Below are 25,504 nucleotides of genomic sequence, written 5' to 3' on the forward strand. Positions count from 1 at the left end.
CTAAATTTCCACGACCGCGGAGGGAGTTGGAAATTGGAAGTACTCTTGTGGTGCGATGAGTTGTTTGGAGCCGAAAATTCGTCATTGGAGTAGAAAAGGTTATTGCGTAGGGGGTCTATTACCCGAGCAATGCGAGTATGAGGCCCATGCCGGCAAAGACGACGCTTATGACCCAAAATCTCATGGTGACTTTGTACCCCGGCCAGCCAAGCGCCTCAAAATGATGATGAACCGGCGCGACGAGAAAAACCTTTTTTCCATTCCGGTATTTCTTGGAAAGTTGCTGAATAATGACTGAACCGGAGGCGACAAAAAGAGGAAACGCAATGATGGGGAGCACGACAACCGCCTTGGTTAAAAACGCCACAACGGCTATGGTCGTCGTTAAACCCAATACGCCGGTTTCTGTCATATAGAACCGCGCGGGCGGTATATTGAACCACAAAAAAGCTAAAATGCCACCGACAATGACCGCGCAAAAAGCCGCGAGATCTATTTGATTTTGGAAAAATGCAATACCTCCGTAAGCGGCAAAGATCGATGCCATCACACCTCCCGCGAGACCATCTATGCCGTCAATAACCCCGCCGGAAAATAGCGCGAGCATGACGAGCATGAAGAACGGGATGAAATAGATGCCAAGATTCCACTCGCCATTGAAAGGAATGGCAATACTGGACATATCAAGCTTGAAATAAAACCACCATGCGCCGATCAACCCTATGAGGAGCACAGTGATAATGCGCACCGAGAGCGGAATACCTCCGGCAATATACCCTCCCCTCCCGTAAATGACCAGCACATCATCAATAAGACCGATCAAAGACGCAACAATCAGTGTGAAGAGTGGAAGCCATGTTTGATTTCTACTCAAAAAATCAAGCTTCTCCGTTACGTCAGTAGGATATATCTGCGAGATGATCCAAATAGTCAGGATGGTGAGGAGAACGCTCACCCAAATGATGATACCTCCCATCCGCGGAGTTCCGACCTCTTTTTCCTTATGCAATTTATTAAAAATTGGCGTACTCCCACCGCCAAGTCCTTCGTTTCGAGCCTTTTTCTTCCACATTTTATGCTTATAGAGATAGTGCGTCAGCATCGGCGTAATGGCAATACCAATGAAGAACGCGAGTGCCGATGGAGCAAGGACTTTTACAACGTCTATAATCATAATTACAAGAATTATACATGAAAGGAACGCAAAAGAAAAAGGCGGGGGCTCTGTATAGAGCACCCGCCTTTCAACTCAACCATAGGCCCACAGAGTATCGATCAAATTCAGATAATAGTGAGGATGGCCGCCATTTTTCCAACTATGATCATTGGCAAAGCGCATGAACAGTCTCGGCTCGCACTCATCCTCAAAAAGAATAACCACCGCGTGTCCGTTCCTGGACGTATTCGCCAATCTGAACAGGTACTCTTTTTTCAATACGGACAGATTGATCGAATCTTCGGGAACAATTATATAATAGCCGTATTCTTTGACAAAACTATGGAATATACCTCTTGGGTCTTTCACACGCGCGACAAAGATCGTTTTTCCACTCATGAGGGATTCCTCCAAAATATGCTCAAAACCTGTCTCTATTCACTGTACAGTAAATTCTTGTTGACCGCTAGAGGGGGTTTCTGATCGCTTTGAGTGAGGCCAAAATAAGCTTCTTCATGTCATCAAATCTGCCGTCCACGGTTGACCCCAACACGGCGATCACAATAGGCCGCGTAGGCCCCGCTTCAAATGCCACCACGAGATTGCCTCCGGCCAATTCGGTAAATCCTGTCTTTGAAGCCATGATCCCGGGAATACTGCCGGCGGAAACATTGGTGTTGCTTGCGACATGCTGGGCATCAAGCGAACTGGTACGCAATGCGCTCTCGGTCGTTGCTTCCAAAAGTTGCGGGTAGTGCTCCAAGACGTAAGCAAAAAGAAGTGCCATGTCTTCGGCAGATCCATACGCGCCCGGAGTGCTGCTGTTTACATCAAGTCCGCTCTCGTTAAGAAAATATGTTTGTTGTAGCCCGATGGAACGCGCTTTTCTATTCATGTGCCGCACAAAGTATTCTTCAGGCGGAGTGTTTTCGTCTTGCGATGCAAAATTCCCCACAGAGGCGATGGCACGCGCGCCATCATTTGAAGATGAGACGAGTGTAAGGTCTATGATGTCCTTAAGTAGCCATCTCTCCCCTATCACGAGTCCGCTATCGCCCTCAGTCTCAAGTGCGTTACTGTCAATAGTGATAAGCATTCCTTCCGGGGAAAGTTCCTCGGCAATGAGCGCCGTCATGACTTTGGTAAGCGATGCCAAAGGAAATTGTGTTTCTTCATTTTTCACATATAAAGCATTGTTTTCTTTTATATCATACACAAAGAACGCCTTGCCTTGCAGAGAAAGGTTTTGAAACGGGTCCTCTCTTTTCTTTTCCATTCCGATCATTCCGGCACCCGCCGCCTCCTCTTCCGAAACAGTGAAGACGCTCAAAAAATGAGGCAGGGTGAACAGCACGGTGAAAAGAAACAGGATGCCCACATAGGTTCTTCTATTTTTTATGTCAAAAATTTTCATCTCTGCCTTTATGTCTGAAACTCGCAACTAACTCTCATCCATTTCGTTTGTTTCAAAAATATCCTCTTCCTGCAAGCCCGCCTTTTCCGTATCCCCTTCTTCCTTTTGATGTTTTTCAAACCCCTCTATTTCCTGCCTGACGCTCTCGTATTCCGGCAGAGCTTTCGCCTCGGTGACCCCCAAGTAGGAAAGAAGTTCAAACGTTGGCTTATAGAGGAAGCTACGCTGATCATTTGGATTTTGCTCTTTCTCAACAAGTCCGCGGATCATGAGGTTGCGTACGATAAAAGCGGAGTTTACCCCGCGGATGTAGTCTACCTTGCTTCGCGTAACCGGGCCAAGATAGAGAACGATGGCCAATGTTTCTATTCCCGCCTTCCCCAGATCTTTATGGAGGTCACTTTTGATCATTCCTTCAATACAACCTGACATTTCGGGCGCAGTCCCCAACATCACCTCTCCATCTTTCTTTAGGAGTCGCAAGCCGCCCACGACGATACGCTCTTCAAGCACCAAAAGCGCGGAAGCAATTTCCTCTTCGCTTGCTTTAAGAAGAGCGCCAAGTTCCTTAAGAGAGATCGGCTCTCCTTTAAAAAATAATATTGCTTCTATGCGGGCGTCTAAATTCATGTCTATTTATTATTACTGCGTTAGTTATACATCGGTACGCCAATACTGCGCGACTCCATGTTAATATCGGTAAAATGTTTTTCTTGCCTCACACTTATGGCGCCCTGCTTCACCAGCTCAAGCATCGCCAGGAAACTGACGATAACGTGAGCCTTCTCTTTTCTCCCCGCTTCGGAAAATTCTCGGAAGCTCATACTCATACTTGCAGTGATACGCCGGGTCAATGTATCCATGACCTCCTCCAGGCTTATGATCTTTCTCACCACTGTCTCCGGGATAATCTCCTTTATGGGCAATGACACCAGCACTCTTTTTATCGCCGACAGAAGATTGGGCGCATCGGTATTCTCGTCGGGAGAAAAAACAGGGTCAATGTGCTTTAGAGGCATTCTGGCAAAGATGATATTCTTGCCGAAGCGGCTCTTGATGTACATGCTAACCTCGCGCATTCGCCTATACGTCCGTAGGCGCTCTTCTAAATCTTCAATATTCCCTTTCTCCTCCTCTGTAAGCGTCAGCGCGGGCAAGAGCGACTTTGACTTGATAAGAACCAAAGTGGAAGCAACCAAAAGAAAATGTGCCGTATCTTTGATCGGCAGATTATCAAACGTGCGGATATGCGCCATAAAATCATCCGCGACCGCCGCGAGCGAAATATCGTTAATAAAAAGCTTTCGTTTTTCTATCAACGAAAGAAGGAGATCAAGCGGGCCTTCAAACACTCCGGTTTTTATTCTATATACGGCTGCCATTAGTAGAATAATACCCGTTTGGCGGCATTTTTCAAGTACGGCAAAAAGCTCGCGCGAGGAAAACAAAAAGAAAAATTTGACTGCGTTAGATTGATGCCGTATATTAATACCGACAATTTGTTCTTTGTTTGAAAAACACTATCTTGTATAAAAGGAGGATACATGACCAACCAAGCAGACGAGAAGGAAAAGGATGAGAAAAAGACGTGCAAGAGATGGACGGCAAGTGAGACAATGCTGGACTGCCATGATAAAGGAAAACTGTCCCTGCATCGGTGGTGCGTGTCAGACTCTTGGAGCAAAAAGAAAGGCGCGCTTCGGGGTTTTCTACCCCGGAACACAGTTCAAACTGCTCGGCCAAAAAAATTTCCTCACGAATAAATAGTGTCAGACATCACCTATCAGACCATTAAAAAGGGCTAGAAAATATCTAGCCCTTTTGTTTTTTATGGACTGAATATTCCATTTATTTGGAAAGCAGAGTGTCGATTCTGTTCATGTCTCGCGGGAAAAGTGTTGCCTCTTTTATATTTTCAATACCCAAAAGACGCGCGGTGAGCCGTTCAAGCCCGATCGCGAGTCCGCCCTCCGGCGGCATACCATATTTGAATGCCTGCAAATAAAACGCGAAGTGTTCCGGATCCAATTTCCATTTTTTTATATTTGAAACCAGTTGTTCGTAATTATTGATGCGTTGCCCGCCGGTCGTTACTTCAAGACCGCGGAAAAGCAGATCAAAGCTCTTTGTGTATCCCGGGTCTTCTTCATCTTCGTATGTGTAAAACGGCCGTTTTGAAACGGGATAATGGGACACGAAAATAAAATCGGAATCGTATTTCTTTTTTGCATATTCGCAAAGCATTCGTTCGTGCTGGGGCTCCAAGTCGGACTCTCCTTTGCATTTCTGCCCATACTCCGTATCCAGTATTTCCTGCGCCTCGCGAAGCTTCAGGCGCGGTATCTTTTCAGGGATCGTCGGTATTTCCGCAGAGAAAAGTTTGAAGGCGTCGGCACAATGCTCCCGCAGATCATTCATCATAAAGCGAAGCATCCTCTCTTCAAGGTCCATAATATCCGTATGATCTTTGATGAAAGCATATTCAAGATCCATACTTGTGTATTCATTAAGGTGGCGGGTCGTGCTGTGTTTTTCCGCGCGATACACGCTCGTGGTAGTGAACACGCGCTCCAGGACACCCACCATTATTTGCTTGTAGAGCTGCGGACTCGTCGCCAAACACGCCTTATGGTCAAAATACTGCACTTCAAACACGGCCGCACCGCCTTCTGCGTCGCCGCCGGTAAGTTTTGGCACCTGTATTTCCGCGAACTCTTCACCTGAAAGAAACGCGCGAAATGCCTGTATAAGTCGTGTCTGCACGCGAAGCATCGCTCTGCTTTTTTCACGACGCAGAGTAAACGGCAGGTTGTCTAAATAGGTATCAATATTAAGGTCGGCAACATCTTTTTCAAAAGGGATCTCCGCCGCCTCCGAAAGGACTTTAATGTCCGTGATCTCTATCTCTATATCCCCCGTCGGCAGACCCGAATTCACCATTTTCTCCGGGCGCTTATTCACAATACCGTTCACTTCAAGCGCCCACTCGCTGCGCGCGGTGCCCGCAAGTTTATGCGCATCCGCGTGATTCGGTAACGCCACCATCTGTACGGTGCCGCTTCGGTCTCGCAGATCTATGAAAATAAGTTTTCCGTGATCGCGGCGCACATCAACCCATCCGGCGATGGTTACTTCTTTCCCGATATGGTCGTGCAATTTGTTGATGAGTATTCGTTGCATATTAGAATCTATTTTAAAAATAATCGCGTAACGAGCCACTCAAAATTTGTCACGAGAATCCGAGAAACGGAAAGAGGCGTGTCGGTGACACGACGACTGACGATTCGACGGTTCGGAGTAGGATTTTGAGTGGCGCAGTAGCGAAAATTCATAATGGTTATTTTTAAGATAGGTTCTTAGTGGTAAAATTCTTGTTCAATCTTTTTAATTGTTTCCTCGGGGTCGGTTTCAAATTCGGCGATTATTTCGGGATGCTCCGGAAGAAATTCCTCCCTAAAGTCTCTCGCGTGCGCCTCTATCCAATCCGGATGCCGTTTCAAAAGTTCCGCTTGCATGGGAATGGCGGGGTCATAATGTTCAAGGTGTTCCATGGTGATAAATAAAAAAAATATTACTGAAGACCGACCTTTGTTTTTACTTCAAGCATTTTTGCTTTGGCGGCAGAGCGGGCGATCTCGCCGCCGTTCTTAAGAATCTGCAAAACTTGGTTCTTATCTTTCGCGAGTTCCTCTCGGCGCGCTCGCAAAGGAGCAATAAAACCAATGATACGCTCTATTAAGATTTCTTTTGACTCTTTGTAGCCCATCCCTCCCCCGCGATATCGCTTTTCCAGATCCGCAATCTGATCACCGCTAAAAAGTTTGTGGAGAGCAAAAATGTTGCATGTTTCGGGATCTTTCGGTTCTGCGGGCGTCTTGGAGTCGGTCACAATGGACATGACCGCCTTCTTGACCTCTTCGTCAGTCCCGAACAGCGGAATCGTGTTGCCATAGCTTTTGCTCATCTTTCGTCCGTCGGTTCCCGGCACTGTTTTAACCTTCTCAAGAATAAGCGGTTCGGGTACTTTAAATGTGTTGCCGAACATGTTATTGAATTTTTCGGCCGTGTCCCGCGCGATCTCAATGTGCTGTTTTTGGTCGGCTCCCGTCGGCACGACATCGGCATCCTGTATCAAGATATCAGCCGCCATGAGCAGAGGATAATCAAAAGTACCCACATTCACTTCTTTGCTTTTCGCTTCTGCATCCTTGAACGCATGGGCGCGTGAGAGATACGGCATGGTTGTGATGCAGTTGAATATCCACGCAAGTTCGGTCACTTCCGGAACATCGGACTGGAGGAAAATGGTTGTTTTTTGCGGATCCAGGCCGATTGCGAGATAATCAAGCACAATATCCAAAGTATAGTTACGCAATTTTTCAGCGTCACGAACCGTCGTCAGAGCATGATAATTGGCAACAAAAATATACGACTGGTAGGTATCCTGCAGGTCAACAAACTGCCTCAAAGCGCCAAAATAGTTCCCAATATGAGCCTTTCCTGTCGGTTTCACCCCCGAAAGAAGTACTTTCTTTTCACTTTCCATACCTCATATAATAGCAAAGAAACGGAGGTTATCAAACCTCGTTCTTCCTTGTCACATAGTGAGCTCCAAGTTAAACATCGTATGCCCGAAAATTAAACTTTGCTGTGGATAGTTATATTACCTTCAATATCGCTTGTTTATAAGCTTTAGTAAATTTATGTCCTGTGTTTTTTATAATTTTTACTTTTCCTAATTTAATCATTCTTTCGGTCATCTCCTTGTCACCACAGAATATAATATGTTTCTTTGCTTTGGGTTTTCCATATCTTAACTTCTTTAATTCATTGGTAGTTTTTTTACCAAAATATTTGATCATATGTTTAAGAACCTCTTTTGTGTCACTTCCAAGTATTTCTGACATTGAGCAGTAAATTCCTTTTTTGACCGGGGTTTTTAGTTTGTATGCAATTAAAGCACCTGTTGAAAATCCAAACACAACCGAGTTTGGTTCTATTTTAGTCTTTGAGAGTTTTAAAAGAGAATTACCTTTTAGCTGTAAGTTTAAAAACTCTACATCATATTTCTTTTTTGCCTCAGATATGAGCCAGCGATAATTGTTTATCGATTCCTTATATCCTGGAATTATATAAAATTTCATTTTAAATGGTGAAGGGGGAACACTATCTGGTGTTCCCCCTTTAGTTTAGACATCAAACTCTCCTTTCTTCACGCCTTGGATAAAGGCGCTCCACTCATCCCGAGTGAACGAGAGAGTTGGGCTGGAAGAGTCTTTGGTATCCCTGATGTCAACCGCCGTGCCGCCAATACGAACAGCAACACAGGTCTTGATCGGGAGATACCTGGTGATGGACGAGGTCTTGAAGCCATCGACTTCATGCGGGTTGCGTGGTTCTTTCATTTGAATCCCCTTTGTAAAGAACGCTGACGTTGCCAAGAGAATCTTGAACAAGAACCGCCAATGTCTATTTGTAAATGTAGCACAATTAATACAAAAGGTCAACATATTTTCGTAACTTACTGAATATCCTTTAGTCAAAAGTGATGGAGGGTAGTTTTTCGAAAAAAGAAAGCGGAGACGAACGAAAGTAAAGCTGTTCTTTGAATACTACACCGCCGGCAGTTCAATGTAAAACGTCGTTCCCTTCCCTTCTCCTTCCGATTGTGCCCAGATGCGCCCCTGGTGCGCCTTCACGATCTCCCGGGCGAGATACAAACCGATACCCGAGCCGTTGGCGTGGACTTTGTTGCTATTATCGGCACGATTGAATTTTCCAAACAGCTCATCCTTGAATTCATCGGGGAGGCCGATACCAGTGTCGTGTATCGCAAAGAGCACCGCATGACGCTCGTTGTTTCTTGAAATGGATATGGTAATATTCCCTTTCGGCGTAAATTTGATCGCGTTATCAATAACATTAAGAATTACCTGACGTATTTTCCCCTCATCAGCTTGCACGTAATTTTCTTTTCCGGGGCCTGCTTTGAATACAAGCGCGAGCTTTTTTTCGTCCATATTCGGCTTCAATTCATCAATGATCTTTCGGGTCAAGACTTTGATGTCTACCGGCGTCAAATGATACTGCATCCGGCCTTGTTCTATACGCGCCACATTAAGAAAATCCTCCACAACGTTGACCAGGCTCTGACTTGAGGCAAGTATTTTGTGTATCGGGCCCGCCACCTTCGCGGACATCTTCCCGTACGACCCCTCCAAAAGCAAAGACGCGTAACCCTTGATGGCCGTAAGAGGGCTACGCAACTGATGTGACGCAATCGAAACAAACTCCGACTTTTGCTCGTCGAGCAATTTAAGTCGTTCGTTCGCTTTTTTGAGGTCTTTCGCCAAAAGTTCTGTCCGTTCTCTTGCTGAAACCTCTCCATGAACGCTCCGGATAAGAAAAATTCCAAATACGACCGTTGCTGTGAAAGTAATACCGGTTATCATCCAATCCCGTAAAGTTTCCGATAAAAGAAATCGAGTGAAGATAAAGATCCACAGTATGAACGTGAAAAATTCGGTTGTGATGATTTTTGCGTTAAAAAGACTGTATCGCGCGGCGGCATATCCCCAAAACAATAATCCAACGCTCACCAAAAAATTGCCGTACGGATATATGGGGATGTTGTACCACAAGAAAAAGTTTGTTGCCCCTCCGCCAAAACCGATAATGGATCCCCATAATAAAAATAAGTATTGACTCTTCCTGGTCTTGTCGGCGATGGTGAAGTACTTATTGAAAAGAAAAATGGTGGACACAAGAACACTGGCCACATATGTTGCAATATAGGTGGCATATATTGCTCCTGCTTCCGGCCAATATAAAAAGAATGATTTAGCACCGACGGCGGTGATGACAGATTCAGGAAATAAGGCCAACGAGCCTAGTACGATGGCCGAAAAAAAATAGAAAAAATACGACAAATACCGCCAGAGTTTCTCCAGTTCAAGCAAGCGCACGATCCAGTGAAAGTAGAGGGGTGGTATAAAAATAGATCCAACGGTAAAAAATTTTATCCAAAACAATGCGTCGCTCAAGATATCGGCAGACAACCATCTCCAATAACTTAAAGACCAAACGGCAATTGACACGCTAAAAAGCGTAAAGAGTTGATTCTCAAATGAGTGCCTGTTCTTGAGAAACACGAACGCACCGATAATAAGTGCGACGATACCATTAATAAGTCCAAAAACAGCAAATATTTCCATATTAAAAAAAGCCCTATATGCATAGTATATAATGCATATAGGGACTTCTCAAGTATTTTTGTTGGCAACCGCCAACCCGTGGATAAGAAAAGGTTCATAAAAGATCGTGCAATCCTTCGGATGAAACCCTCCCTCTAAAAGAACTTCCGCCATTTGGCATCTGCTTCTATACACCATCGCCCAGTTCACGACGTCCGTCACAAATTCCCTTTCCGGGTTGTCGTTCACATTACAGGTGATGAATGCTCCGTTTCTCGCGAGAGAATCATACAGAGCGCTCACCAACTGTATTGCTTCCGGCTGGTTAAAATAATCAAGAAGTCCTACCATTTCGATAATGTCAGGATTCCAACCGTTGCAATATTTGCTGACATCTCGTACATCCGCCCTGATAAGTTCTACTGAACTGCTTACTCCGAACTCCGAAGCAAGCCCCTTGCTGTAATCCAGAGCTGATCTGCTTATGTCAACAAGTCTTACTTCAACGGCGCTACCAACCAACTTAAGTTCAGCAATGGCTTCTATAACCGCCCTGGCCGAACCGGAAGCGACAGAGAGTATTCGTATCTTCCGCGAAGAACCATTCATTCTTTCTTGGATCGCGTTCCTGAGTTCCTTTTTTGTTAACGCGAGCCTGTTCCTGAGCGCCCCCGCATTGATAACACTCAACTCCCAAAAAGAAGAGACCAGTCTTTCCTTGGCACCCATGATGGGTTGTTTGTAGTACTGATACATCAGCTCTAGAGACTTGTATGTCTTTGAAGTTTCTCGGATCGCCTTCGTATGATCGTTAGACGACACAAAGATCCACTTACAGAGATTTTTAGGAAGCAGGTTGATGAACGGAAGCCAAAAGAAATAAAAATAAATCTTCTTCAGGAATCCGTGTTTTTCGTAAGCCTTACCGTCTTCAATGACAACTTTCACGTCTTCGCATTTACCGCACTGGCAGTAGACCGAATTCATTGGTAATTCCTCCCAAGTAAAACTGTTTAAGAACGATGATAGTGATAAATATCTTCTTATAGAATACCTCAAAATACGCGTAAGTCAAGTATCGGCACCACAACAGTACTGATTATTTTGACAAGCGAGGATCGCGTGGAAAATTCTTATTTTAATTTTACACAGCGTCCGAGCGACGTCAAAACAAAGGGTGTACTTTTCTTCCGCCCTTTATTTTGACAAGCGAGGAGTGGTATGAAGTCAAAACAAAGGGTATTGATTTTCTTTTTCCCTTTATATCCCCTCTTTCTTCAATTCTTCAACGAGAGCTTTCGCTTTTTTCGATAATTTTTTAGGGAGTTCTATGTTCAGATGGACAAGAAGGTCGCCGCGTTTATTGTTCCCTGTCGGTATGCCCTTGCCCTTCACTCGAAGCACTTCTCCCAAAGTGGTACCCGGCGGAATCGTGACGCTCATATTCCCCTCCAAGGTCACGATGTTTTGTTCTATTCCCAAAAGAGCGTCAGATAGTTTGACATAGAGATCCATATGCAAGTTTTCACCGTCGCGCCGAAAGACCTGATGCTCTGTCACGCGTACTTTAATATACAGATCGCCGGAAAGACCGCGCGCCACCGCCTCTCCTTTCCCGGACAAACGAATAACTTCTCCGTCTCTGATACCGGGCGGCATGTGGATAAGCGCTTCATACTCTCCTTTTGTCACACAATGACCTTTGCAGGTGAAGCACTTTTCTTCAGGAACTTGTCCGGAACCAAAACAGGTACTGCATTCGCGCACCGTATTGAATGTGCCAAAAAAAGATTTCTTAACCTCATTGAATCTTCCTTTCCCGTTGCAAAGATCGCAGGTCTTCATCTTTGAACCCTCCTTCGCTCCCGACCCTTTGCATGTTTTACATACCGAGGTTTTGGTAATCAATATTTTCCGCTGTGCTCCAAAGACAGACTCCTTGAAAGGAATTTCAATATCAATGGAAATGTCCCGACCGCGCTTTGTCTGCGTGCCGCCCCCTTGGTATGCACCGCCAAAGAATTCACTGAAGATGTCGCCAAGATCAAACTCAACTCCCCCAAAACCTTGGGCGGCGTTGCCAAATCCTGAAAATCCTTGGTTTCCTCCGCTGAATCCCGAGAATCCCTGCCCTCCGCCGGCGCTATTGAACGCATGCCCATGGGTATCATATTCCGCTCGTTTTTGTTTATTGGAAAGCACTTGGTACGCTTCATTCAATTCCTTAAACTTCAATTCATCGCCGCCGCTTTTGTCAGGGTGATATTTATGCGCAAGCTTCCGGAAGGCCTTTTTGATGTCCTCCGATGAAGCTTTCTCCTCAACGCCTAAAATTTTATAGTAGTCTTTTCCCATATATTCATTATATAACATATTCCCCGTAAAGAAGAAACCGCAAACCGTTTTAATTGAAAAAGGCGAGTACCATACCCACCCTTTTCACAATTATTTATCGTTCCCCTTTTGGCCATCTTCCCCTTGTTTTTCTTCGTCTTTTCCATTTTGGTCCGGCTTCTCTTCAAACTTCGCGTCCCGCACATTCCCTTCTGCCCCATCGCCTTGAGAACCTGTTCCCGTTCCCGCATTCTTAGCGAGATGTTCCCCGATCCTCTGCATTTCCGTAGAGAGTCCTTCGGTCGCGCTTTTTATCGTTTCAAAATTATCTTTCTCCTTTATTTCACGAAGTATTTTTATTTTTTCTTCAATGCTTGTTTTTATCTCCTCGGGGATTTTGCCGGCGCTGTCTTTGAGCGCTTTTTCTGCCGTATAGGTCATCTGCTCGGCAATATTCTTCGCTTCGATCAGCTCTTTTTTCTGCTTATCCTCTGCCGCGTGCACTTGTGCCTCCGTCTTCATGCGTTCAATATCCTGCGCGGAGAGACCCGAGCTTGCTTCAATGCGAATGGATTGCTCCTTGTTTGTTGTCTTATCTTTTGCTTTCACATTCAAGATGCCGTTTGCATCCACATCAAACATCACTTCCACCTGCGGCATGCCGCGCGGTGAGGGTGGGATGCCGTCCAAGATAAACCGTCCAAGACTTTTGTTATCAGCCGCCAGCGGGCGTTCTCCTTGCACAATGTGAATCTCAACCGATGTCTGGTTATCGGCGGCCGTTGAGAAAATTTGCGATTTGGACGCGGGAATCGTTGTATTTCTTTCTATCAGCTTTGTCGCGACACCACCCATGGTCTCAATGCCCAAAGAAAGCGGGATGACATCGAGCAAAAGGATATCTTTTACGTCTCCCTGCAAAATGCCTGCTTGGATTGCCGCGCCGAGCGCCACCACCTCATCGGGGTTGATGGATTTGTTCGGCTCCTTGCCAAACAGCTCCTTCACGGCATTTTGAATAGCGGGCATGCGCGTCTGGCCTCCCACCAAGAGGATCTCATTGATATCCGAAATACCGAAAGGCGATGCTCCAAGCGCGCGTTTAGTGATCGCGATGGATTTATCAATAAATTCCCGCGCGAGTTCTTCAAGTTTTGCGCGACTTAGTTTCAACATGAGGTGTCGCGGCCCGGATGCATCCGAAGTGACAAACGGAATATTAATTTCTGTTTCCGGCGTGGTGGAAAGCTCGTGTTTCGCCTTTTCTGCCGCTTCTTTGAGGCGCTGGAGCGCGAGCACGTCTTTGGTAATATCAATACCCGATTCTTTTTTAAATTCATCGGCAATCCACGTGATAACTTTCTGGTCAATGTCCTCACCGCCCATGTGCACATCGCCATCCGTTGATTTCACTTCTATCACATCATCCCCCACCTCAAGTACGGATACGTCAAACGTACCGCCGCCAAAGTCGTATACGACGATTTTCTCATCCTTTTTCTTGTTGAACCCATAGGCGAGCGCCGCCGCCGTGGGTTCATTGATGATCCTCTTTACGTCAAATCCCGCTATTTTCCCGGCATCTTTTGTCGCTTTTCGTTGGTCGTCATTAAAATATGCCGGCACGGTGATAACCACTTCGGTGATCGTTTCACCGAGCTTCGCTTCGGCATCGTGCTTAAATTTCTGCAGCACCATGGCGGAGATCTCTTCCGGGCGATAGAACTTGTCCCCCATTTTTACCTTTACGCCGCCATTATCGCCTTCTTCAATAGTGAATGGGGATGTCTTGGTATCTCGTTGGACGCCCGCATCGCTCCATTTGTGCCCGATAAGACGCTTGATACCGAACAAAGTATTAATAGGGTTGGTTACCGCCTGTCTTTTCGCAATGAGTCCCACAAGGCGCTCATTGGATTTGGAAAGAGCGATCACGGACGGCGTCGTGCGCGCGCCTTCCGTGTTTTCTATGATGGTCGGTTCTCCTCCTGAGACAACCGCCATTGCCGAATTTGTTGTTCCTAGATCAATTCCTAATATTTTACTCATATATTTGATGTGCTATGTTAAAAAATACTCATAGACGGATATTTTATAACATATATTATTTCTTTTGTAAAGTTCTGTGGCGCTTGTAGGTAGCATCACTCTGTATATTGTTTGATTTTTACCTGTGCGGCTCTGATCACTTTGTCCCGCAAGCGATATCCTTTTTGTACAACCTCCGCCACAGTGTTGTCTTCCTCTTTTTTATCTGTTTTTATGACCTCAAGGGAGGCATGCTCGTGTGGATTAAAATGTTCCCCTTTTGGATCAATGACTTGCACGCCATTTTGTTCTAAAACCCCCATAAATTGCGCGTAAATATGCTCCACACCGGTCCTCCAATTCTTATCAACTTTTTCCCATGCGAGAGTGTTGCCAAAGGCCATACCGAAACTGTCCAATACTACCAGAAGCTCGTGAATGATATCCTCGGTTGCAAATTTCGCAAAGCGTTCTTTTTCCGCCACCGTCTCTTTCTTTAGATTCAGAAAATCAGCTTTTGCTCTCTGCCAGCCGTCTAAATATTCCTGTTTTTCCTGCACGCACGTTTTAAGACGCTCTCGTAATTTTTTAAGCGCATCGGCACCACTATCCTCTTCGGATTCAAACACCACGTCGTCCAATGCCACGTGAGGCTCTTTGGCAACATTGTCGTTTTCTTGTTTGTGCGGTGTTTTCTTTACCATACCTTGAATACTTTGAGTTACGAAACTCGCTTTCGCAGGATTTTTCTTTAATTTCGAGCGAGACGCCGGGGAGAATTATTCAACATATACGGCGTATATATTGAATAATTCTCCCCAAGTCGTAGCCGAAATTTAAGGAAAAGACGCGGAATTGGAGTTTCGTAATTCAAAGTGAATAACAAAACTACTGTCAAAGTTTCATGACCCTGAAATCTCTCTTACTCGCGGAGAAACTAGCGTTTGCTCCATTGTGGAGCTTTGCTCCTTTGAGAACCCTCGGTTCTCAACGTGCTTCGCACTGCTCTCCGATACGGGGAACTCCCGTTCCCCGACCCCCTCCCACAATGATCGCAAACTAGCGTTTGCTCCATTGTGGCGCTTTGCGAGCTTTTTTCAAACCGAACTTTCTTCGCTCTTTCACGCGCGGATCGCGCTTAAGAAACCCGGCTTTTTTGAGTTTTTTTCTGAGCTCCTCGTCAAACAAAACAAGCGCGCGCGAGATCCCGTGCCGCATTGCTTCAGCTTGAGCGTGAATGCCTCCTCCCGTTATCTTGGCGGAAACCTTGAATTTTGCGGGAACTTTTGATTTGGAAAAAGACTCGGTTACTACCTCCTGCATCTCCCCTGTCGGGAAATACACGTTGAGCTCGCGATCGTTCACTACAAATTGGTTCTTGGCTGCCTCCGTCAGGCGCACGCGCGCCACGGCGGTCTTCCTTCGTCCCACCGCTTCAATGTATCTGCTTTTTGTTTTGTTTGTTTCTGTTGTCATGAAATTTTACTCGGTGACTTCTAGATTTTTCAACATAATGCTCCGGAGCTTGTTTGTCGGAAGCATGCCTTTGACCGCCAATCTAAAAATTTCAGCATATCCTTTGTTTGCGACCACCTCCTTCATCGGCTTCTCTTTCTGTCCTCCCGGATATCCGGAAAAAGTTTTATATATTTTACCGTCCAACTTTTTAGGGGTCATCTTTATCTTGGAAGCGTTGATGATGTGTACTCTCACCGCCGGTGCCAAATGCCGTTTATAGGTGGTCGTGTTCTTACCCATCAGAAAAACCGCTGCTTGGCTTGCAACTCGTCCGAGACTTTTTTGATTTGCGTCAATAGTGTATTCCATAATTCTTCTGTTCGTAACTTTATACAAATTCAATGATTGCCATATTGCTTGCGTCACTTGCCCGCGCCGGGAGCTTCACAATACGCGTATACCCACCATTTCGCTCTTTATACCGAGGCGCGATCTCGTCGATCAGCTTCTTCACGCCGGAGGGAGAGCCCAGACGAGCGACCAAGAGCCGCTGTGAGGCTTGGTCTCCTCGCCTCGCTCTCGTGACCATTTTTTCAATGAATGGCCGCAGCTCCTTCGCTTTAGCCTCCGTTGTCTTTATCTTTTCATGCTTCACCAAAGCAAGCGCCAAGGACTTCATCAAAGCCCTTCGCTCATCTCGTGTTCTGCCAAATTTTCTGTTTGCGTTATGGTGTCTCATGGATCTTATTTTAACGTAACGCCAAGGTTGCCGAGCGCACGCTTGATCTCTTGAATACCTTTATTACCCAGCCCTTCAATATCGAGCAGATCCTCCTCTTTCTTTCTCGCAAGCCCGCCAACCGTTCTAATATTTGCGTTCGTTAATGCGTTCAAGATCCTCGGCGAAAATCCAATAGTCTCAATGCGAGTTTTCAAAATGTCAGCATCGAGCTTTTTTTCCTCTTTTCCGCCTCCTTCTTCGGAAGAAGTTTCTCCCATTTCTTCTTTCACCTGCTCTTCTTTAAATCCGACAATGGCCTTCAGTTGTTTGATCATGATATCAATGGAATTCTCCAACGCCTCTCGCGGTGTCAAACTGCCGTCCGTTTCAACGGTCATGCGCAATCTATTGTAGTCTGTTCTTTCGCCAACACGCATATTCTCCACTTCATAGTTCACCCTTCTGATAGGAGTAAAGATCGCGTCAAGAGCGATGGTGCCGATATCAACTTTTTTTCCTTTTTGAAGCACTTCTTTTGCTACATAACCAAGACCTTTTTCAACGGTCATTTCAATATCAAGAGTGACCCCCTTCTTGGTTATTTCCGCGATATGCTGATCCTTATTCAAAATCTCAACCTGACCCGGTGCTATGAGATCTCCCGCCGTAACCACTTTCGGACCCTTAATGGAGCAGGAAACCGTCTGGGGTTCGTTGGTAGTCAGATTAAATCTTACTCTCTTCAGATTGAGCAAGATCGTAATAACGTCCTCTTTCACGCCTTCAATAGTAGAAAATTCATGGGGTACTCCCCCAATCTTTACAGAAGTGATCGCAAAACCGGGAAGCGAAGAAAGGATGATTCTTCGCAATGAGTTTCCCAAAGTATGTCCATATCCGGCATAGAGACCATCGATCTCGTAGATACCTTTGAACCCTTCTTCGGAAACGATCCTTGGCTTTGATGGCAAGAGAACATTTACGTCAAGCATAAAGATGTGATTATACGGTTAAAATAAAATAATTGTTAAAATATACACTGTTTTTCGAGAAATGGCAATCCCTAGAGTACTTTCTCGCGAAATTTATCGGCTATAGAACTCAACAATCGATGCAAGATCAAACAGGTTATCTGACTTCTCCATTCTGGGAGCTCCTTTCATCTCGCCCTTCAATACGTCGGGACTAAACGAAAGCCATGTGGGATAGGTTTGTTTGAGGGTCTTGGAACCAAGCTCCATAAACAACTTATTCTGCTTGCTATTGTCCCGTACCCCCAGCACATCGCCTGTTTTCAACCGATATGAAGGAATGGTGACTCTCCTTCCATTTACGGTGATATGACCATGTGACACCATTTGCCGAGCAAGAGGACGCGACACCGCAATACCAAGTCTAAAGACAACATTGTCCAGCCGTGATTCAAGACGTTCGTAGAGTACTTCGGCCGGATTGGTTCCCGCATGGGATGACGCTTCCTTCACGTAACGAGAAAATTGTTCTTCCCGGAGACCATACATGTTGCGAACTTTTTGTTTCTCGCGAAGCTGACGTCCGTATTCCGTTAATTGTGACCGGTGCTTGCGCTCTGAGTCGAGTTTTCCGGGAGCGTAGGGCTTTTTGTTGAAAACACACTTAGGAGTAAAACACTTTTCCCCTTTGAGGAAAAGCTTCTCGCCTGTTCTTCTGCATATTTTACATTTGCTGTGTCCTGTTGACATACATTTTATCTCAATTATTTTTTCTCTCAATTAGACGCGTCGCGGTTTCTTTGGTTTGGGGCCATTGTGCGGCACCGGTGTCTTATCCACGATTGCGGAAATATCAATACCTTTGCTGGAAAATGCTCTTACTGCCGATTCTCTTCCTGACCCTACGCCACGCACGATGACGTTAACCTCTTGTACTCCCATCATCGCCGCTTTTTCTCCGATCAATTCACCTATTTTTGCGGCCGCAAAAGGCGTTCCCTTCTTTGCGCCCTTGAATCCGAGGGCTCCGCTGGAAGACCACGCGAGCGCGTTGCCTTCTTTATCAGAGAGAAGCACCTTGGTGTTGTTGTATGTTGCTTGTACGTGAAGAGTGCCGGCAACAACTCTCCTTTTAGAAACACGAGAAAGCGCCCTGGATTTTAATCCGGCATCAACGCTACCCGCTCCTTTTTTTACAATTCGTTTCTTTCCCATGATTTTATTTCTTCTCTACTTTCTTTCTGCCGGAACCCATGGTCTTTCTCACGTTACCACGCATTGTTCTTGAATTTGTTTTTGTGCGCTGTCCGCGTGAAGGAAGTCGTTTGGCGTGCCGCGAACCGCGATAACTGCCGATATCTTTCAGCCGCTTGATATTCCCCGCAACCTCGCGCTTGAGATCACCCTCAATGCGGAGCTCTTCAACCGCCTTGCGCACGCGATTTTCCTCGTCTTCTGAAAGATCCTTCGGTTTCTTTCCGTGGGAAACTTTCACCTTGTCTAATATCCGGTGCGCCAAAGGACGCCCCACGCCATAAATAGCCGTCAAGCCGATCTCTAGTCTTTTTTCCTCTGGAATTGTAATACCTGCGATACGCATATATAAAAAATAATTTCAATTATCCTTGACGCTGCTTATGTCTCGGATTTTCGCACACAATGGCAATACGACCCTTTCTGCGGACCATTTTACACTTTGCGCACATTTTTTTTACGGAAGTTTTTACTTTCATATCAAAACCTATTTGTTGGCTCGCTCTCTACACTCGCTTAATGATCCTCCCCTTCCCGCCATACGGATCTAAAACGACTTCTACCTTGTCACCGACAAGCACTTTGATCCTATGCATTCTCATTTTGCCTGAAAGATATGCTAACATCTCACTCCCCGTAGGAAGTGAGACACGAAACAACGTATTAGGCAATGCTTCCGTTACCACCCCTAGCGCAACTTCTTCTTTTCCTTTTTTTTCGTTCATCTAGAGTGGTCTGTATATTAACAGATAAGTGTATAAATAGTCAACCGAGCACCACTTTTACTCTTAAAGCAGAAGAGGTTTTTGGTGCATAATGTAATCATTGTTTCCGTAGATACTCAATGGAGAAGTTAGTAAAAGTGGTGCTCGGTCAGCCCCTCTTCTATTTTGTAATTTGATTGATATGTATTTTGTCCACACTATCCGGAAATGTTCTCTTCCAGAAGGGTTTAATGGAGGCTTCGGCTCGTTGTATATAGGGAAACGCGGCGAGTACTTCTTGGAATTGCAATCCCTTTTTAGGTTTGCCGACAAGCGCCGCCTTTAACCCCTCTTCGTCAACGGTCCATATGACATTAACCGTACCGGAAAGGCTAAACGATATACTTTTATCAAACGGCGAAGCAGATTGCTTATCCACCACATTGAATGTGATCTGGTCCACATTGGGAATAGTCACAGCGCTCCCGTCATATCGGTTTTGAAGCGCCTGCTTCGCGATGAATTTTGCCAGTTCGTCTTTATTGAAGATTACGCCATTCAGTGTCGCCCGTTCGGTAATGCGCGCGGTGTCATCCGATGTCTCCTCAATTTTGTCTTCCCCTTCGTAAGAAATGAATATGCCGTCTTCGTAGAGAATAAAGTTATCCGGCTTTTGCACATTCGCTTCAGCCAGCAACTGCTCTTTGAGCGTGTTCTGGAGTTCTTCGCGGGCAACTTTGATATCTTCTTCCGACGGGTATTTCACGACGCCGGAAAATCCTCCGGTCATTTCGGTTTTGGAGCGAGCGTAAAAATTCTCATATTGGGGGCTCCCTTTAAATCCGGGGATGGTAAAATCAGACAATCCGATATTATATGATTCTCCCGGTTCATCGGCATATACCGTTACCTCAAGAGACCCCGGGATCATCTTCCCTGCCTCCACTTTTGTTCCCGGTATACTGACTGATTCCTTGATGCGGTAAATCTTGCCTTCTGGCGCTTCAAACCGAGTGTTTTTTATCAAGGGTTGCGCCGCGGTGCTGTGTTTGTTGTAAACAATAATATTACCTGATGCTTTCCGTTCAACCTGGCGTTCTTTTGTCGCGGGAATATCCTTCCCTTCATCCTTCGCGAGAATCATCACGTCAAAAGCGAGTTCTCCCGGAGCAGGTTCCTTGTAAGCCGAGAATTCCCCTTCAATGACGCCGGTGTCTTGTTTCGGGGTGATCGTTACGTTTGCGCCCGTAAACAGGCTGAGGAATGAAAACACAAGCACGAGTGCCGCAAAAAGAGCCGCACTCCAAAGAAGTATGCGCCGACCACCGCGTCTCTCCTCTATTATGAGGCGTTCACGGACACGGGGCTTCAAGAACGACATGCGCGTGGCAAGATTCTTTTCGGGCATCTCTTCCCTCTCTTCCCTTTCTTGCGTCACCACGTGAACAGGAATATGCTCTGCGTCTTTTTTCGATTCCTTTCGGCTGTGTTTTTTGGGAATCTTTATGTCGTCAAATGAATGTTTCATACGGATGATTATTACGTTAATACTACAAGCCCCGCACTTTGTTTGCAAACACTGTTTCAATCATAATGAACGGGTCTCTCGCGGCAGAAGAATTGAAACGACAAAAATCATTGAGAAGCGCCGCATTCACGGGGGTAACGTCAAATTTTTCATCCGTCATGGTGAATTGCGCAAATTGCTCTTTAGTGATCAACGAAGCGAACCATTCTTCAAGGTCTTTATCGGAAGTGAAAAAAACTTTGCTCGGAATTGCGAAAGATTCCGACAACGTACTAAGTGCGTTTTGAAAACTGCTCGTCCATTCACCCGCCGCGGAGAAGAGTGCCACTTTAATGCTGTCTTCATGGTGAGTGCTGATGTTCTGCTCGTGATACAAGTGCAAGATTGAAAGCGCGTCAGCCGGATTGGTTTTCAATATCTTCGCAAGCTTGCGGATGATATCTCTTTTCCCGATGGGGAATGTAACCGTTTCAAGGAGTATGCCGGATCTCACGAGCGTGAGATCAGTGACCTCCCCGGAAATATCAAGAAACAAAAAATTATCCGCATGGTGAGCAATATTTCTTAACACGTCAAAAGCCACAAGTGAAAAAGAACTAAACTCTACCTCCGAGACGACATATGTCCTCCGTATCTCTCCCGCAATATCTTTAAGCAATTCTTTCGGAGACACAGAGACGAAAAGAGCCGCCTCAATAGAGCGCGCTTTCTTCCCGTGCGGTTCGGATGTTTCATAGCCGTTTAATTTGACCTGTATCAGCCGTTTTTCCATGACACTGGCTCTATCATCTCCTATGTACCCCCTGACCTCCTCCGAACTTTTGAACGCTTCTATTTCCGCTCCCATAAGATCGTCAATGAATTGTTTCGTCACGTCAAACGGTTTATCTTTTTTTACCCGTATCATCCGTGTTTGCGTCGCGTACCACGGAGAAGCAAGCGTACAGTATGCCACCTCCGGAACACGGCTTCCCATCTGTGTGAATTTTAAATGAGAAACACCATTTTTTTGCACATCCATGGCCACTTCGTTAAGTGTTTTAAGCATAATGCCGCGCAGTCGTATAGCATCCAATTCTTCCTGAAAAATCATGTCTCTTTGAACAGCGTAGATGATCTTCGGCGTTTCCCCTGTTTTAAACAGTACGAGGGCACCGGCAACGCTTGCTGAACCAATATCAAATACGAGCGCAATTTTACCACTCTTCTTTCGCGTAAAAACAGAAAATACCATAAAGATATTATATCATGTCTGGAGAAAAGAGTGGTTCGTTTCTCTGTGGAAATTAAAAAGGTTTGGTCTTTCTTTTTTTATTCAAGCACTGCTTTAACTCTGCGTACACCTGCCGACGACGCTTCTTCTTTTATGATCTTGAATGTGCCTTTTATGGTTCTGGTATTCTCAACGTGAGGTCCGCCGCAAAGTTCTTGCGAATATACCGTGCCGTCTTCGCTCTTCACCGCGTACACATTCACCATATCGGGATATTTTTCCCAGAAACTTCCTTCTACGCCCGTCTTCTTTGCTTTTTCCTTCGGCATTTGTTCAACGACAACCGCGCAACCTTTGCCAATCGCTTCGTTCACGTACGCTTCCACCTTATCCAAAATCTCACGCGGCACTTTCTCCGGGTGTGTGAAATCAAAGCGCGTACGTTCTGTCGTGATGTTTGATCCCGCTTGATGCACGTGCTCACCCAAGAATTTGCGCAGTCCCGCAAGCATAAGGTGCGTAGAGGTATGCAACATGGTCGTTTTTTCGCCCGTGTCGGACAGACCCCCTTTAAATTTTTGTTCCGCCCCCGCGCGCGAAAGTTCCTGATGTTTTTTAAACTCCGTTTCAAATCCCGTTTTATCAACCATGATTCCTCGCTCTTTCGCGAGTTCTTCCGTCATTTCTATCGGAAAACCATAGGTGGAAAAAAGAATGAATGCGTCTACCGGCGAGATTACGCCAGTCTTTGCTAGTTTCTCGAATTCTTTCATTCCCTTTGCGACCGAGCCGCTGAATTTCTCAATCTCCCTATTTATTTCCTCCGCAATTCGTTCTTTGTTTTCCAGAACGTTGACGTACACACCCTTATAGGTTTCCACTATCGCACAGATGGTTGCGCTCACATGTTCGGGCATTAATGTTCCGCCCGCTTTCACCACCGCACGACGAATAAGCCGGCGCAGGATGTATCCGCGATCAGTATTTGAGGGCGTCACACCGTCTGCGATCATCATGGTCGCGGTACGCATGTGGTCTGCAATAACACGCTCTGCGCGCATGTCTTCCGTGATCTTCTTCGTCTCTACCATTAATTGAGAAAAAAGGTCAGTATCAAACACATTACGCTTCCCCTGCAACACCATCGCGAGCCGTTCCAATCCTGCGCCCGTGTCCACGTTCTTATTCGCAAGTTTGCCGATCACTTTGCCGTCTTTTTTCTCATACTCCATGAACACATCGTTCCAAATTTCCACGACATCTTGCCTGTCGTCAGCCGCGAGGTATTCTTCATGTGTCATATCGCCTAGGCCTTTTTCGGTGAGATCATAAAACATTTCGGAGTCGGGGCCACAGGGGCCATTGTCTCCCGGACTCCACCAGTTTTTGCTTGCGGGCAGATAATAGATGCGATGCGCGGGTATGCCTAAACTTTTCCAGATCTCCGCTGATTCGGTGTCACGCGGAGCATTTTCATCGCCTTCAAACACAGTCACATACAATCGTTTCGGATCAAGACCCAACCCCTCTTCCTTTGACGTCAAAAATTCATAACTCCACGTAATAGCTTCTTCTTTGAAATACCCGCCTTCTCCGATGCCGTCAGGCGAGGCAGGATCGCCAAGCGACCAGTTGCCGAGCATTTCAAAAAACGTGTCGTGCGTGTTATCGCCCACTTCTTCTATGTCCTGTGTGCGGACACATTTTTGCACATTCACCAGACGTTTTCCCTTAGGGTGCGGTGTGCCTAAGAGATACGGCACCAAGGGCTGCATGCCGGCGGTCGTAAAGAGCACCGAGGGATCATTCTCCGGCACCAAAGAAGCGCTCGGGATGACTGCGTGCCCACGGCGTTCAAAAAAAGAAAGAAATCGGTTTCTGATCTCGCGCGATGTCATGTTCTGTTATTCGTTACGCGAAAAATCCCATGAAATATGTCGTCTCCAAAAGATATCCGGCAATCATGAGAAAAATAGCGCTCGCAGTAACATATTTCTCGCGTTCAATCGCGCGTATGACGTCGCCGTCAACCTTGCGCTCTTCGGCAAGATGCATGTGAACTCGGATGACCGCAACACCGAGCGTTACCTTGCCGATGAGACCGATGGTCATGCCGATGATAAGTATATTCATTGCAAAGGATTTAATGACAATTAATGCCTTTCATTATACACAGAAGTGAAAACAAAGACAAAAAAAACGGAACCGTGGGTACGGTTCCGTGTACAAAGAACATAGGTGGTGTATCAGCTCTTCGGAATAGTGATCAGCTGGCCGGGGCGCAGTTTGGTGTCGCGGGTCATGTTGTTTGCGACGAGGAGTTCCTTCGGCGGAACATTATGCTTTCGCGCAATGCTCCACAGTGTGTCTCCGTCTTTCACCACGTATTCGCCCTTGATCTTCCCGACGTGTTCCCAGAGCGCATCTTTCTCTGGTATCTCTGCCTGTGCCTGTTTTTTCGGGGCAACCTTATCGGCGATTTTCGCAGGCGACGCTTTGTGAACGACCGTCTTCTTCACCTCCGTCTGATTCAGATAGCCCATGGTCAGTTCCAGATAGGTGAACGGTTGGAACTTGTCACCGATAAGCATGCTCAGGGCGACAATCACCGAAACGAGCACGACACGAAGGGCATTCCGCAGATACTGCTTCACGATCATCATGTTCATGAAAAGAGCTCCTTTTTGATGGTTGAAATACTGAGTTAACTATACACTATTTCAAGTTTTTGTCAACCCCGTTAGAGATAGGACACGGTCGCAGGAGGTATAATACCTATACACGTATTCGAGACCCACACAAACAAGATTTAAAAGATTTTTCGAGAAAAGTGCTCCGTGATCTCTAACGGGGTCAATACCCCGTAATGGTTCAATAACTTGACTAAACCCTGCCTTGTCGGCAGGCAGGCTTTAGGAGTAAATTCCAAGTATATGCCATACACCATAACCCCCCACTACTCCAGTATACTGGAGTAGTGGTGGTTAGTGGAAAATACACAGGATGATCATACGTACCCATGGCGAAAAATCTATTCATTGAATAATCTGTCCGGAACCTTATAATGGAAGCTATGACAATACATGAACAAATCAAAGAAGAACTGAAGGATGCCATGCGAGCGCGGGACGCGGTGCGCCTCACCACTCTGCGAGGACTTTTGACCGGTTTTACCAACGAGTTGGTAGCCAGCAAAAAAAAGCCCGACGAGATACTTTCCGATGAAGAGGCGATCGCCGTTATCAAGCGCGCCGTCAAACAGCGCAAAGACTCTATTCTACAATTTGAAAAAGGAGGGCGTCCGGAACTTGCCGAATCGGAAAAGAAAGAGCTCGCGATATTGGAAACCTATCTTCCGGCGACCATGAGCAAGGAAGACATTCGTCGCGCGGCGGAAGCGAAAAAAGCCGAACTCGGCATGAGCGATCCGACAAAGAAGGGCATATTCATGGGAACCCTGATGAAGGAACTCAAAGACAAAGCGGATGGAGCCGACGTTAAAGAAGTGGTTGACGAGCTATTCGCATAAT

Annotated in this window: 30 protein-coding genes; 1 reads left to right on the forward strand and 29 read right to left on the reverse strand. The window is 46.0% G+C overall.

Going from position 1 to position 25,504, the window contains the following annotated elements; genetic code table 11:
* Positions 1 to 118: 118 nt before the first annotated feature.
* The 29 genes from AAB523_01925 to AAB523_02065 all read right to left on the reverse strand — a co-directional run bounded on the left by AAB523_01925 (position 119) and on the right by AAB523_02065 (position 24,643).
* A complete protein-coding gene (locus AAB523_01925; protein MEK7556026.1) occupies positions 119 to 1,174 on the reverse strand; it encodes a hypothetical protein in 1,056 nt (351 codons plus the stop codon).
* A gap of 75 nt (positions 1,175 to 1,249) precedes the next feature.
* Positions 1,250 to 1,555, reverse strand: a complete 306-nt coding sequence (locus AAB523_01930) for a hypothetical protein (protein MEK7556027.1) — start codon at positions 1,553 to 1,555, stop codon at positions 1,250 to 1,252.
* Positions 1,556 to 1,622: 67 nt separating this feature from the next.
* Positions 1,623 to 2,570 carry a hypothetical protein gene (locus AAB523_01935; protein MEK7556028.1) on the reverse strand — a complete coding sequence of 316 codons (948 nt, stop codon included), beginning with the start codon at positions 2,568 to 2,570 and terminating at the stop codon, positions 1,623 to 1,625.
* A gap of 27 nt (positions 2,571 to 2,597) precedes the next feature.
* Positions 2,598 to 3,200, reverse strand: a complete 603-nt coding sequence (locus AAB523_01940; GenBank protein ID MEK7556029.1) for an SMC-Scp complex subunit ScpB — start codon at positions 3,198 to 3,200, stop codon at positions 2,598 to 2,600.
* A gap of 20 nt (positions 3,201 to 3,220) precedes the next feature.
* Positions 3,221 to 3,952 carry a segregation/condensation protein A gene (locus tag AAB523_01945; protein ID MEK7556030.1) on the reverse strand — a complete coding sequence of 244 codons (732 nt, stop codon included), beginning with the start codon at positions 3,950 to 3,952 and terminating at the stop codon, positions 3,221 to 3,223.
* A gap of 466 nt (positions 3,953 to 4,418) precedes the next feature.
* Positions 4,419 to 5,750 carry an aspartate--tRNA(Asn) ligase gene (gene aspS, locus AAB523_01950; GenBank protein ID MEK7556031.1) on the reverse strand — a complete coding sequence of 444 codons (1,332 nt, stop codon included), beginning with the start codon at positions 5,748 to 5,750 and terminating at the stop codon, positions 4,419 to 4,421.
* 176 nt (positions 5,751 to 5,926) lie between these two features.
* On the reverse strand, positions 5,927 to 6,121 hold the full coding sequence (locus AAB523_01955; GenBank protein MEK7556032.1) for a hypothetical protein: 195 nt from the start codon (positions 6,119 to 6,121) through the stop codon (positions 5,927 to 5,929).
* Positions 6,122 to 6,141: 20 nt separating this feature from the next.
* Positions 6,142 to 7,116, reverse strand: coding sequence for a tryptophan--tRNA ligase (gene trpS, locus AAB523_01960; protein ID MEK7556033.1), 975 nt, complete (start codon positions 7,114 to 7,116; stop codon positions 6,142 to 6,144).
* A 112-nt stretch (positions 7,117 to 7,228) separates the two neighbouring features.
* A complete protein-coding gene (locus AAB523_01965) occupies positions 7,229 to 7,714 on the reverse strand; it encodes a hypothetical protein (GenBank protein ID MEK7556034.1) in 486 nt (161 codons plus the stop codon).
* 45 nt (positions 7,715 to 7,759) lie between these two features.
* Complete coding sequence (locus AAB523_01970) at positions 7,760 to 7,975, reverse strand: DUF397 domain-containing protein (GenBank protein MEK7556035.1); 216 nt, start codon at positions 7,973 to 7,975, stop codon at positions 7,760 to 7,762.
* 207 nt (positions 7,976 to 8,182) lie between these two features.
* Positions 8,183 to 9,784 (reverse strand): ATP-binding protein, encoded by a 1,602-nt coding sequence (locus AAB523_01975; GenBank protein ID MEK7556036.1) that lies wholly within the window; start codon positions 9,782 to 9,784, stop codon positions 8,183 to 8,185.
* Positions 9,785 to 9,832: 48 nt separating this feature from the next.
* Positions 9,833 to 10,750: a class I SAM-dependent methyltransferase gene (locus tag AAB523_01980; protein MEK7556037.1), complete on the reverse strand. Its 918-nt coding sequence runs from the start codon at positions 10,748 to 10,750 to the stop codon at positions 9,833 to 9,835.
* Between the two features lie 273 nt (positions 10,751 to 11,023).
* Complete coding sequence (gene dnaJ, locus AAB523_01985) at positions 11,024 to 12,118, reverse strand: molecular chaperone DnaJ (protein ID MEK7556038.1); 1,095 nt, start codon at positions 12,116 to 12,118, stop codon at positions 11,024 to 11,026.
* A 90-nt stretch (positions 12,119 to 12,208) separates the two neighbouring features.
* Positions 12,209 to 14,146, reverse strand: a complete 1,938-nt coding sequence (gene dnaK / locus AAB523_01990; protein MEK7556039.1) for a molecular chaperone DnaK — start codon at positions 14,144 to 14,146, stop codon at positions 12,209 to 12,211.
* A gap of 95 nt (positions 14,147 to 14,241) precedes the next feature.
* Positions 14,242 to 14,829 (reverse strand): nucleotide exchange factor GrpE, encoded by a 588-nt coding sequence (locus tag AAB523_01995; GenBank protein ID MEK7556040.1) that lies wholly within the window; start codon positions 14,827 to 14,829, stop codon positions 14,242 to 14,244.
* 355 nt (positions 14,830 to 15,184) lie between these two features.
* Positions 15,185 to 15,601, reverse strand: coding sequence for a 30S ribosomal protein S9 (gene rpsI, locus AAB523_02000; GenBank protein MEK7556041.1), 417 nt, complete (start codon positions 15,599 to 15,601; stop codon positions 15,185 to 15,187).
* A gap of 6 nt (positions 15,602 to 15,607) precedes the next feature.
* Positions 15,608 to 15,952: a 50S ribosomal protein L13 gene (rplM, locus tag AAB523_02005; protein MEK7556042.1), complete on the reverse strand. Its 345-nt coding sequence runs from the start codon at positions 15,950 to 15,952 to the stop codon at positions 15,608 to 15,610.
* Positions 15,953 to 15,971: 19 nt separating this feature from the next.
* Positions 15,972 to 16,322 carry a 50S ribosomal protein L17 gene (gene rplQ, locus AAB523_02010; GenBank protein MEK7556043.1) on the reverse strand — a complete coding sequence of 117 codons (351 nt, stop codon included), beginning with the start codon at positions 16,320 to 16,322 and terminating at the stop codon, positions 15,972 to 15,974.
* A 5-nt stretch (positions 16,323 to 16,327) separates the two neighbouring features.
* On the reverse strand, positions 16,328 to 17,296 hold the full coding sequence (locus tag AAB523_02015) for a DNA-directed RNA polymerase subunit alpha (GenBank protein MEK7556044.1): 969 nt from the start codon (positions 17,294 to 17,296) through the stop codon (positions 16,328 to 16,330).
* A gap of 93 nt (positions 17,297 to 17,389) precedes the next feature.
* Positions 17,390 to 18,025 (reverse strand): 30S ribosomal protein S4, encoded by a 636-nt coding sequence (rpsD, locus tag AAB523_02020; GenBank protein ID MEK7556045.1) that lies wholly within the window; start codon positions 18,023 to 18,025, stop codon positions 17,390 to 17,392.
* Positions 18,026 to 18,055: 30 nt separating this feature from the next.
* Entirely contained in the window at positions 18,056 to 18,490 is a 435-nt protein-coding gene (rpsK, locus tag AAB523_02025) for a 30S ribosomal protein S11 (protein ID MEK7556046.1), read from the reverse strand.
* Positions 18,491 to 18,494: 4 nt separating this feature from the next.
* Positions 18,495 to 18,875, reverse strand: coding sequence for a 30S ribosomal protein S13 (gene rpsM / locus AAB523_02030; GenBank protein MEK7556047.1), 381 nt, complete (start codon positions 18,873 to 18,875; stop codon positions 18,495 to 18,497).
* A 19-nt stretch (positions 18,876 to 18,894) separates the two neighbouring features.
* Positions 18,895 to 19,008 (reverse strand): 50S ribosomal protein L36, encoded by a 114-nt coding sequence (gene rpmJ / locus AAB523_02035; protein MEK7556048.1) that lies wholly within the window; start codon positions 19,006 to 19,008, stop codon positions 18,895 to 18,897.
* 27 nt (positions 19,009 to 19,035) lie between these two features.
* Positions 19,036 to 19,254, reverse strand: a complete 219-nt coding sequence (gene infA / locus AAB523_02040) for a translation initiation factor IF-1 (protein ID MEK7556049.1) — start codon at positions 19,252 to 19,254, stop codon at positions 19,036 to 19,038.
* Between the two features lie 160 nt (positions 19,255 to 19,414).
* The gene (locus AAB523_02045) at positions 19,415 to 20,761 is read right to left on the reverse strand and encodes a hypothetical protein (protein MEK7556050.1); all 1,347 of its coding nucleotides are present in this window, start codon (positions 20,759 to 20,761) and stop codon (positions 19,415 to 19,417) included.
* 22 nt (positions 20,762 to 20,783) lie between these two features.
* Positions 20,784 to 21,995: a hypothetical protein gene (locus AAB523_02050; protein MEK7556051.1), complete on the reverse strand. Its 1,212-nt coding sequence runs from the start codon at positions 21,993 to 21,995 to the stop codon at positions 20,784 to 20,786.
* A gap of 77 nt (positions 21,996 to 22,072) precedes the next feature.
* Positions 22,073 to 23,872 carry an alanine--tRNA ligase gene (locus AAB523_02055; GenBank protein ID MEK7556052.1) on the reverse strand — a complete coding sequence of 600 codons (1,800 nt, stop codon included), beginning with the start codon at positions 23,870 to 23,872 and terminating at the stop codon, positions 22,073 to 22,075.
* 13 nt (positions 23,873 to 23,885) lie between these two features.
* Positions 23,886 to 24,107: a hypothetical protein gene (locus AAB523_02060; GenBank protein MEK7556053.1), complete on the reverse strand. Its 222-nt coding sequence runs from the start codon at positions 24,105 to 24,107 to the stop codon at positions 23,886 to 23,888.
* 113 nt (positions 24,108 to 24,220) lie between these two features.
* The gene (locus AAB523_02065; GenBank protein MEK7556054.1) at positions 24,221 to 24,643 is read right to left on the reverse strand and encodes a LysM peptidoglycan-binding domain-containing protein; all 423 of its coding nucleotides are present in this window, start codon (positions 24,641 to 24,643) and stop codon (positions 24,221 to 24,223) included.
* A gap of 404 nt (positions 24,644 to 25,047) precedes the next feature.
* Here AAB523_02065 and AAB523_02070 point away from each other — a divergent pair, with 404 nt between their 5' ends.
* Positions 25,048 to 25,503: a GatB/YqeY domain-containing protein gene (locus tag AAB523_02070; protein ID MEK7556055.1), complete on the forward strand. Its 456-nt coding sequence runs from the start codon at positions 25,048 to 25,050 to the stop codon at positions 25,501 to 25,503.
* Position 25,504: the final 1 nt, after the last annotated feature.

The sequence above is a fragment of the Patescibacteria group bacterium genome (genome assembly GCA_038063375.1).
GTDB lineage: Bacteria > Patescibacteriota > Minisyncoccia > Phycocordibacterales > JANLHH01 > JANLHH01.

Bases quoted from the DNA above. Each gene is read 5' to 3' on its own strand.
- AAB523_02050 (MEK7556051.1), bottom strand. From the start codon at position 21,995: ATGGTATTTTCTGTTTTTACGCGAAAGAAGAGTGGTAAAATTGCGCTC.
- rpmJ (MEK7556048.1), bottom strand. From the start codon at position 19,008: ATGAAAGTAAAAACTTCCGTAAAAAAAATGTGCGCAAAGTGTAAAATG.
- AAB523_02065 (MEK7556054.1), bottom strand. From the start codon at position 24,643: ATGAACATGATGATCGTGAAGCAGTATCTGCGGAATGCCCTTCGTGTC.
- infA (MEK7556049.1), bottom strand. From the start codon at position 19,254: ATGAACGAAAAAAAAGGAAAAGAAGAAGTTGCGCTAGGGGTGGTAACG.
- rpsM (MEK7556047.1), bottom strand. From the start codon at position 18,875: ATGCGTATCGCAGGTATTACAATTCCAGAGGAAAAAAGACTAGAGATC.
- aspS (MEK7556031.1), bottom strand. From the start codon at position 5,750: ATGCAACGAATACTCATCAACAAATTGCACGACCATATCGGGAAAGAA.
- rplQ (MEK7556043.1), bottom strand. From the start codon at position 16,322: ATGAGACACCATAACGCAAACAGAAAATTTGGCAGAACACGAGATGAG.
- dnaJ (MEK7556038.1), bottom strand. From the start codon at position 12,118: ATGGGAAAAGACTACTATAAAATTTTAGGCGTTGAGGAGAAAGCTTCA.
- AAB523_01995 (MEK7556040.1), bottom strand. From the start codon at position 14,829: ATGGTAAAGAAAACACCGCACAAACAAGAAAACGACAATGTTGCCAAA.
- rplM (MEK7556042.1), bottom strand. From the start codon at position 15,952: ATGGAATACACTATTGACGCAAATCAAAAAAGTCTCGGACGAGTTGCA.
- AAB523_01940 (MEK7556029.1), bottom strand. From the start codon at position 3,200: ATGAATTTAGACGCCCGCATAGAAGCAATATTATTTTTTAAAGGAGAG.
- AAB523_02070 (MEK7556055.1), top strand. From the start codon at position 25,048: ATGACAATACATGAACAAATCAAAGAAGAACTGAAGGATGCCATGCGA.
- AAB523_01965 (MEK7556034.1), bottom strand. From the start codon at position 7,714: ATGAAATTTTATATAATTCCAGGATATAAGGAATCGATAAACAATTAT.
- trpS (MEK7556033.1), bottom strand. From the start codon at position 7,116: ATGGAAAGTGAAAAGAAAGTACTTCTTTCGGGGGTGAAACCGACAGGA.
- AAB523_01930 (MEK7556027.1), bottom strand. From the start codon at position 1,555: ATGAGTGGAAAAACGATCTTTGTCGCGCGTGTGAAAGACCCAAGAGGT.
- rpsI (MEK7556041.1), bottom strand. From the start codon at position 15,601: ATGACAACAGAAACAAACAAAACAAAAAGCAGATACATTGAAGCGGTG.
- AAB523_02015 (MEK7556044.1), bottom strand. From the start codon at position 17,296: ATGCTTGACGTAAATGTTCTCTTGCCATCAAAGCCAAGGATCGTTTCC.
- AAB523_01935 (MEK7556028.1), bottom strand. From the start codon at position 2,570: ATGAAAATTTTTGACATAAAAAATAGAAGAACCTATGTGGGCATCCTG.
- AAB523_01980 (MEK7556037.1), bottom strand. From the start codon at position 10,750: ATGAATTCGGTCTACTGCCAGTGCGGTAAATGCGAAGACGTGAAAGTT.
- AAB523_02045 (MEK7556050.1), bottom strand. From the start codon at position 20,761: ATGAAACATTCATTTGACGACATAAAGATTCCCAAAAAACACAGCCGA.
- AAB523_01955 (MEK7556032.1), bottom strand. From the start codon at position 6,121: ATGGAACACCTTGAACATTATGACCCCGCCATTCCCATGCAAGCGGAA.
- AAB523_01925 (MEK7556026.1), bottom strand. From the start codon at position 1,174: ATGATTATAGACGTTGTAAAAGTCCTTGCTCCATCGGCACTCGCGTTC.
- AAB523_02055 (MEK7556052.1), bottom strand. From the start codon at position 23,872: ATGACATCGCGCGAGATCAGAAACCGATTTCTTTCTTTTTTTGAACGC.
- rpsD (MEK7556045.1), bottom strand. From the start codon at position 18,025: ATGTCAACAGGACACAGCAAATGTAAAATATGCAGAAGAACAGGCGAG.
- AAB523_01975 (MEK7556036.1), bottom strand. From the start codon at position 9,784: ATGGAAATATTTGCTGTTTTTGGACTTATTAATGGTATCGTCGCACTT.
- dnaK (MEK7556039.1), bottom strand. From the start codon at position 14,146: ATGAGTAAAATATTAGGAATTGATCTAGGAACAACAAATTCGGCAATG.
- AAB523_01945 (MEK7556030.1), bottom strand. From the start codon at position 3,952: ATGGCAGCCGTATATAGAATAAAAACCGGAGTGTTTGAAGGCCCGCTT.
- AAB523_02060 (MEK7556053.1), bottom strand. From the start codon at position 24,107: ATGAATATACTTATCATCGGCATGACCATCGGTCTCATCGGCAAGGTA.
- AAB523_01970 (MEK7556035.1), bottom strand. From the start codon at position 7,975: ATGAAAGAACCACGCAACCCGCATGAAGTCGATGGCTTCAAGACCTCG.
- rpsK (MEK7556046.1), bottom strand. From the start codon at position 18,490: ATGGGAAAGAAACGAATTGTAAAAAAAGGAGCGGGTAGCGTTGATGCC.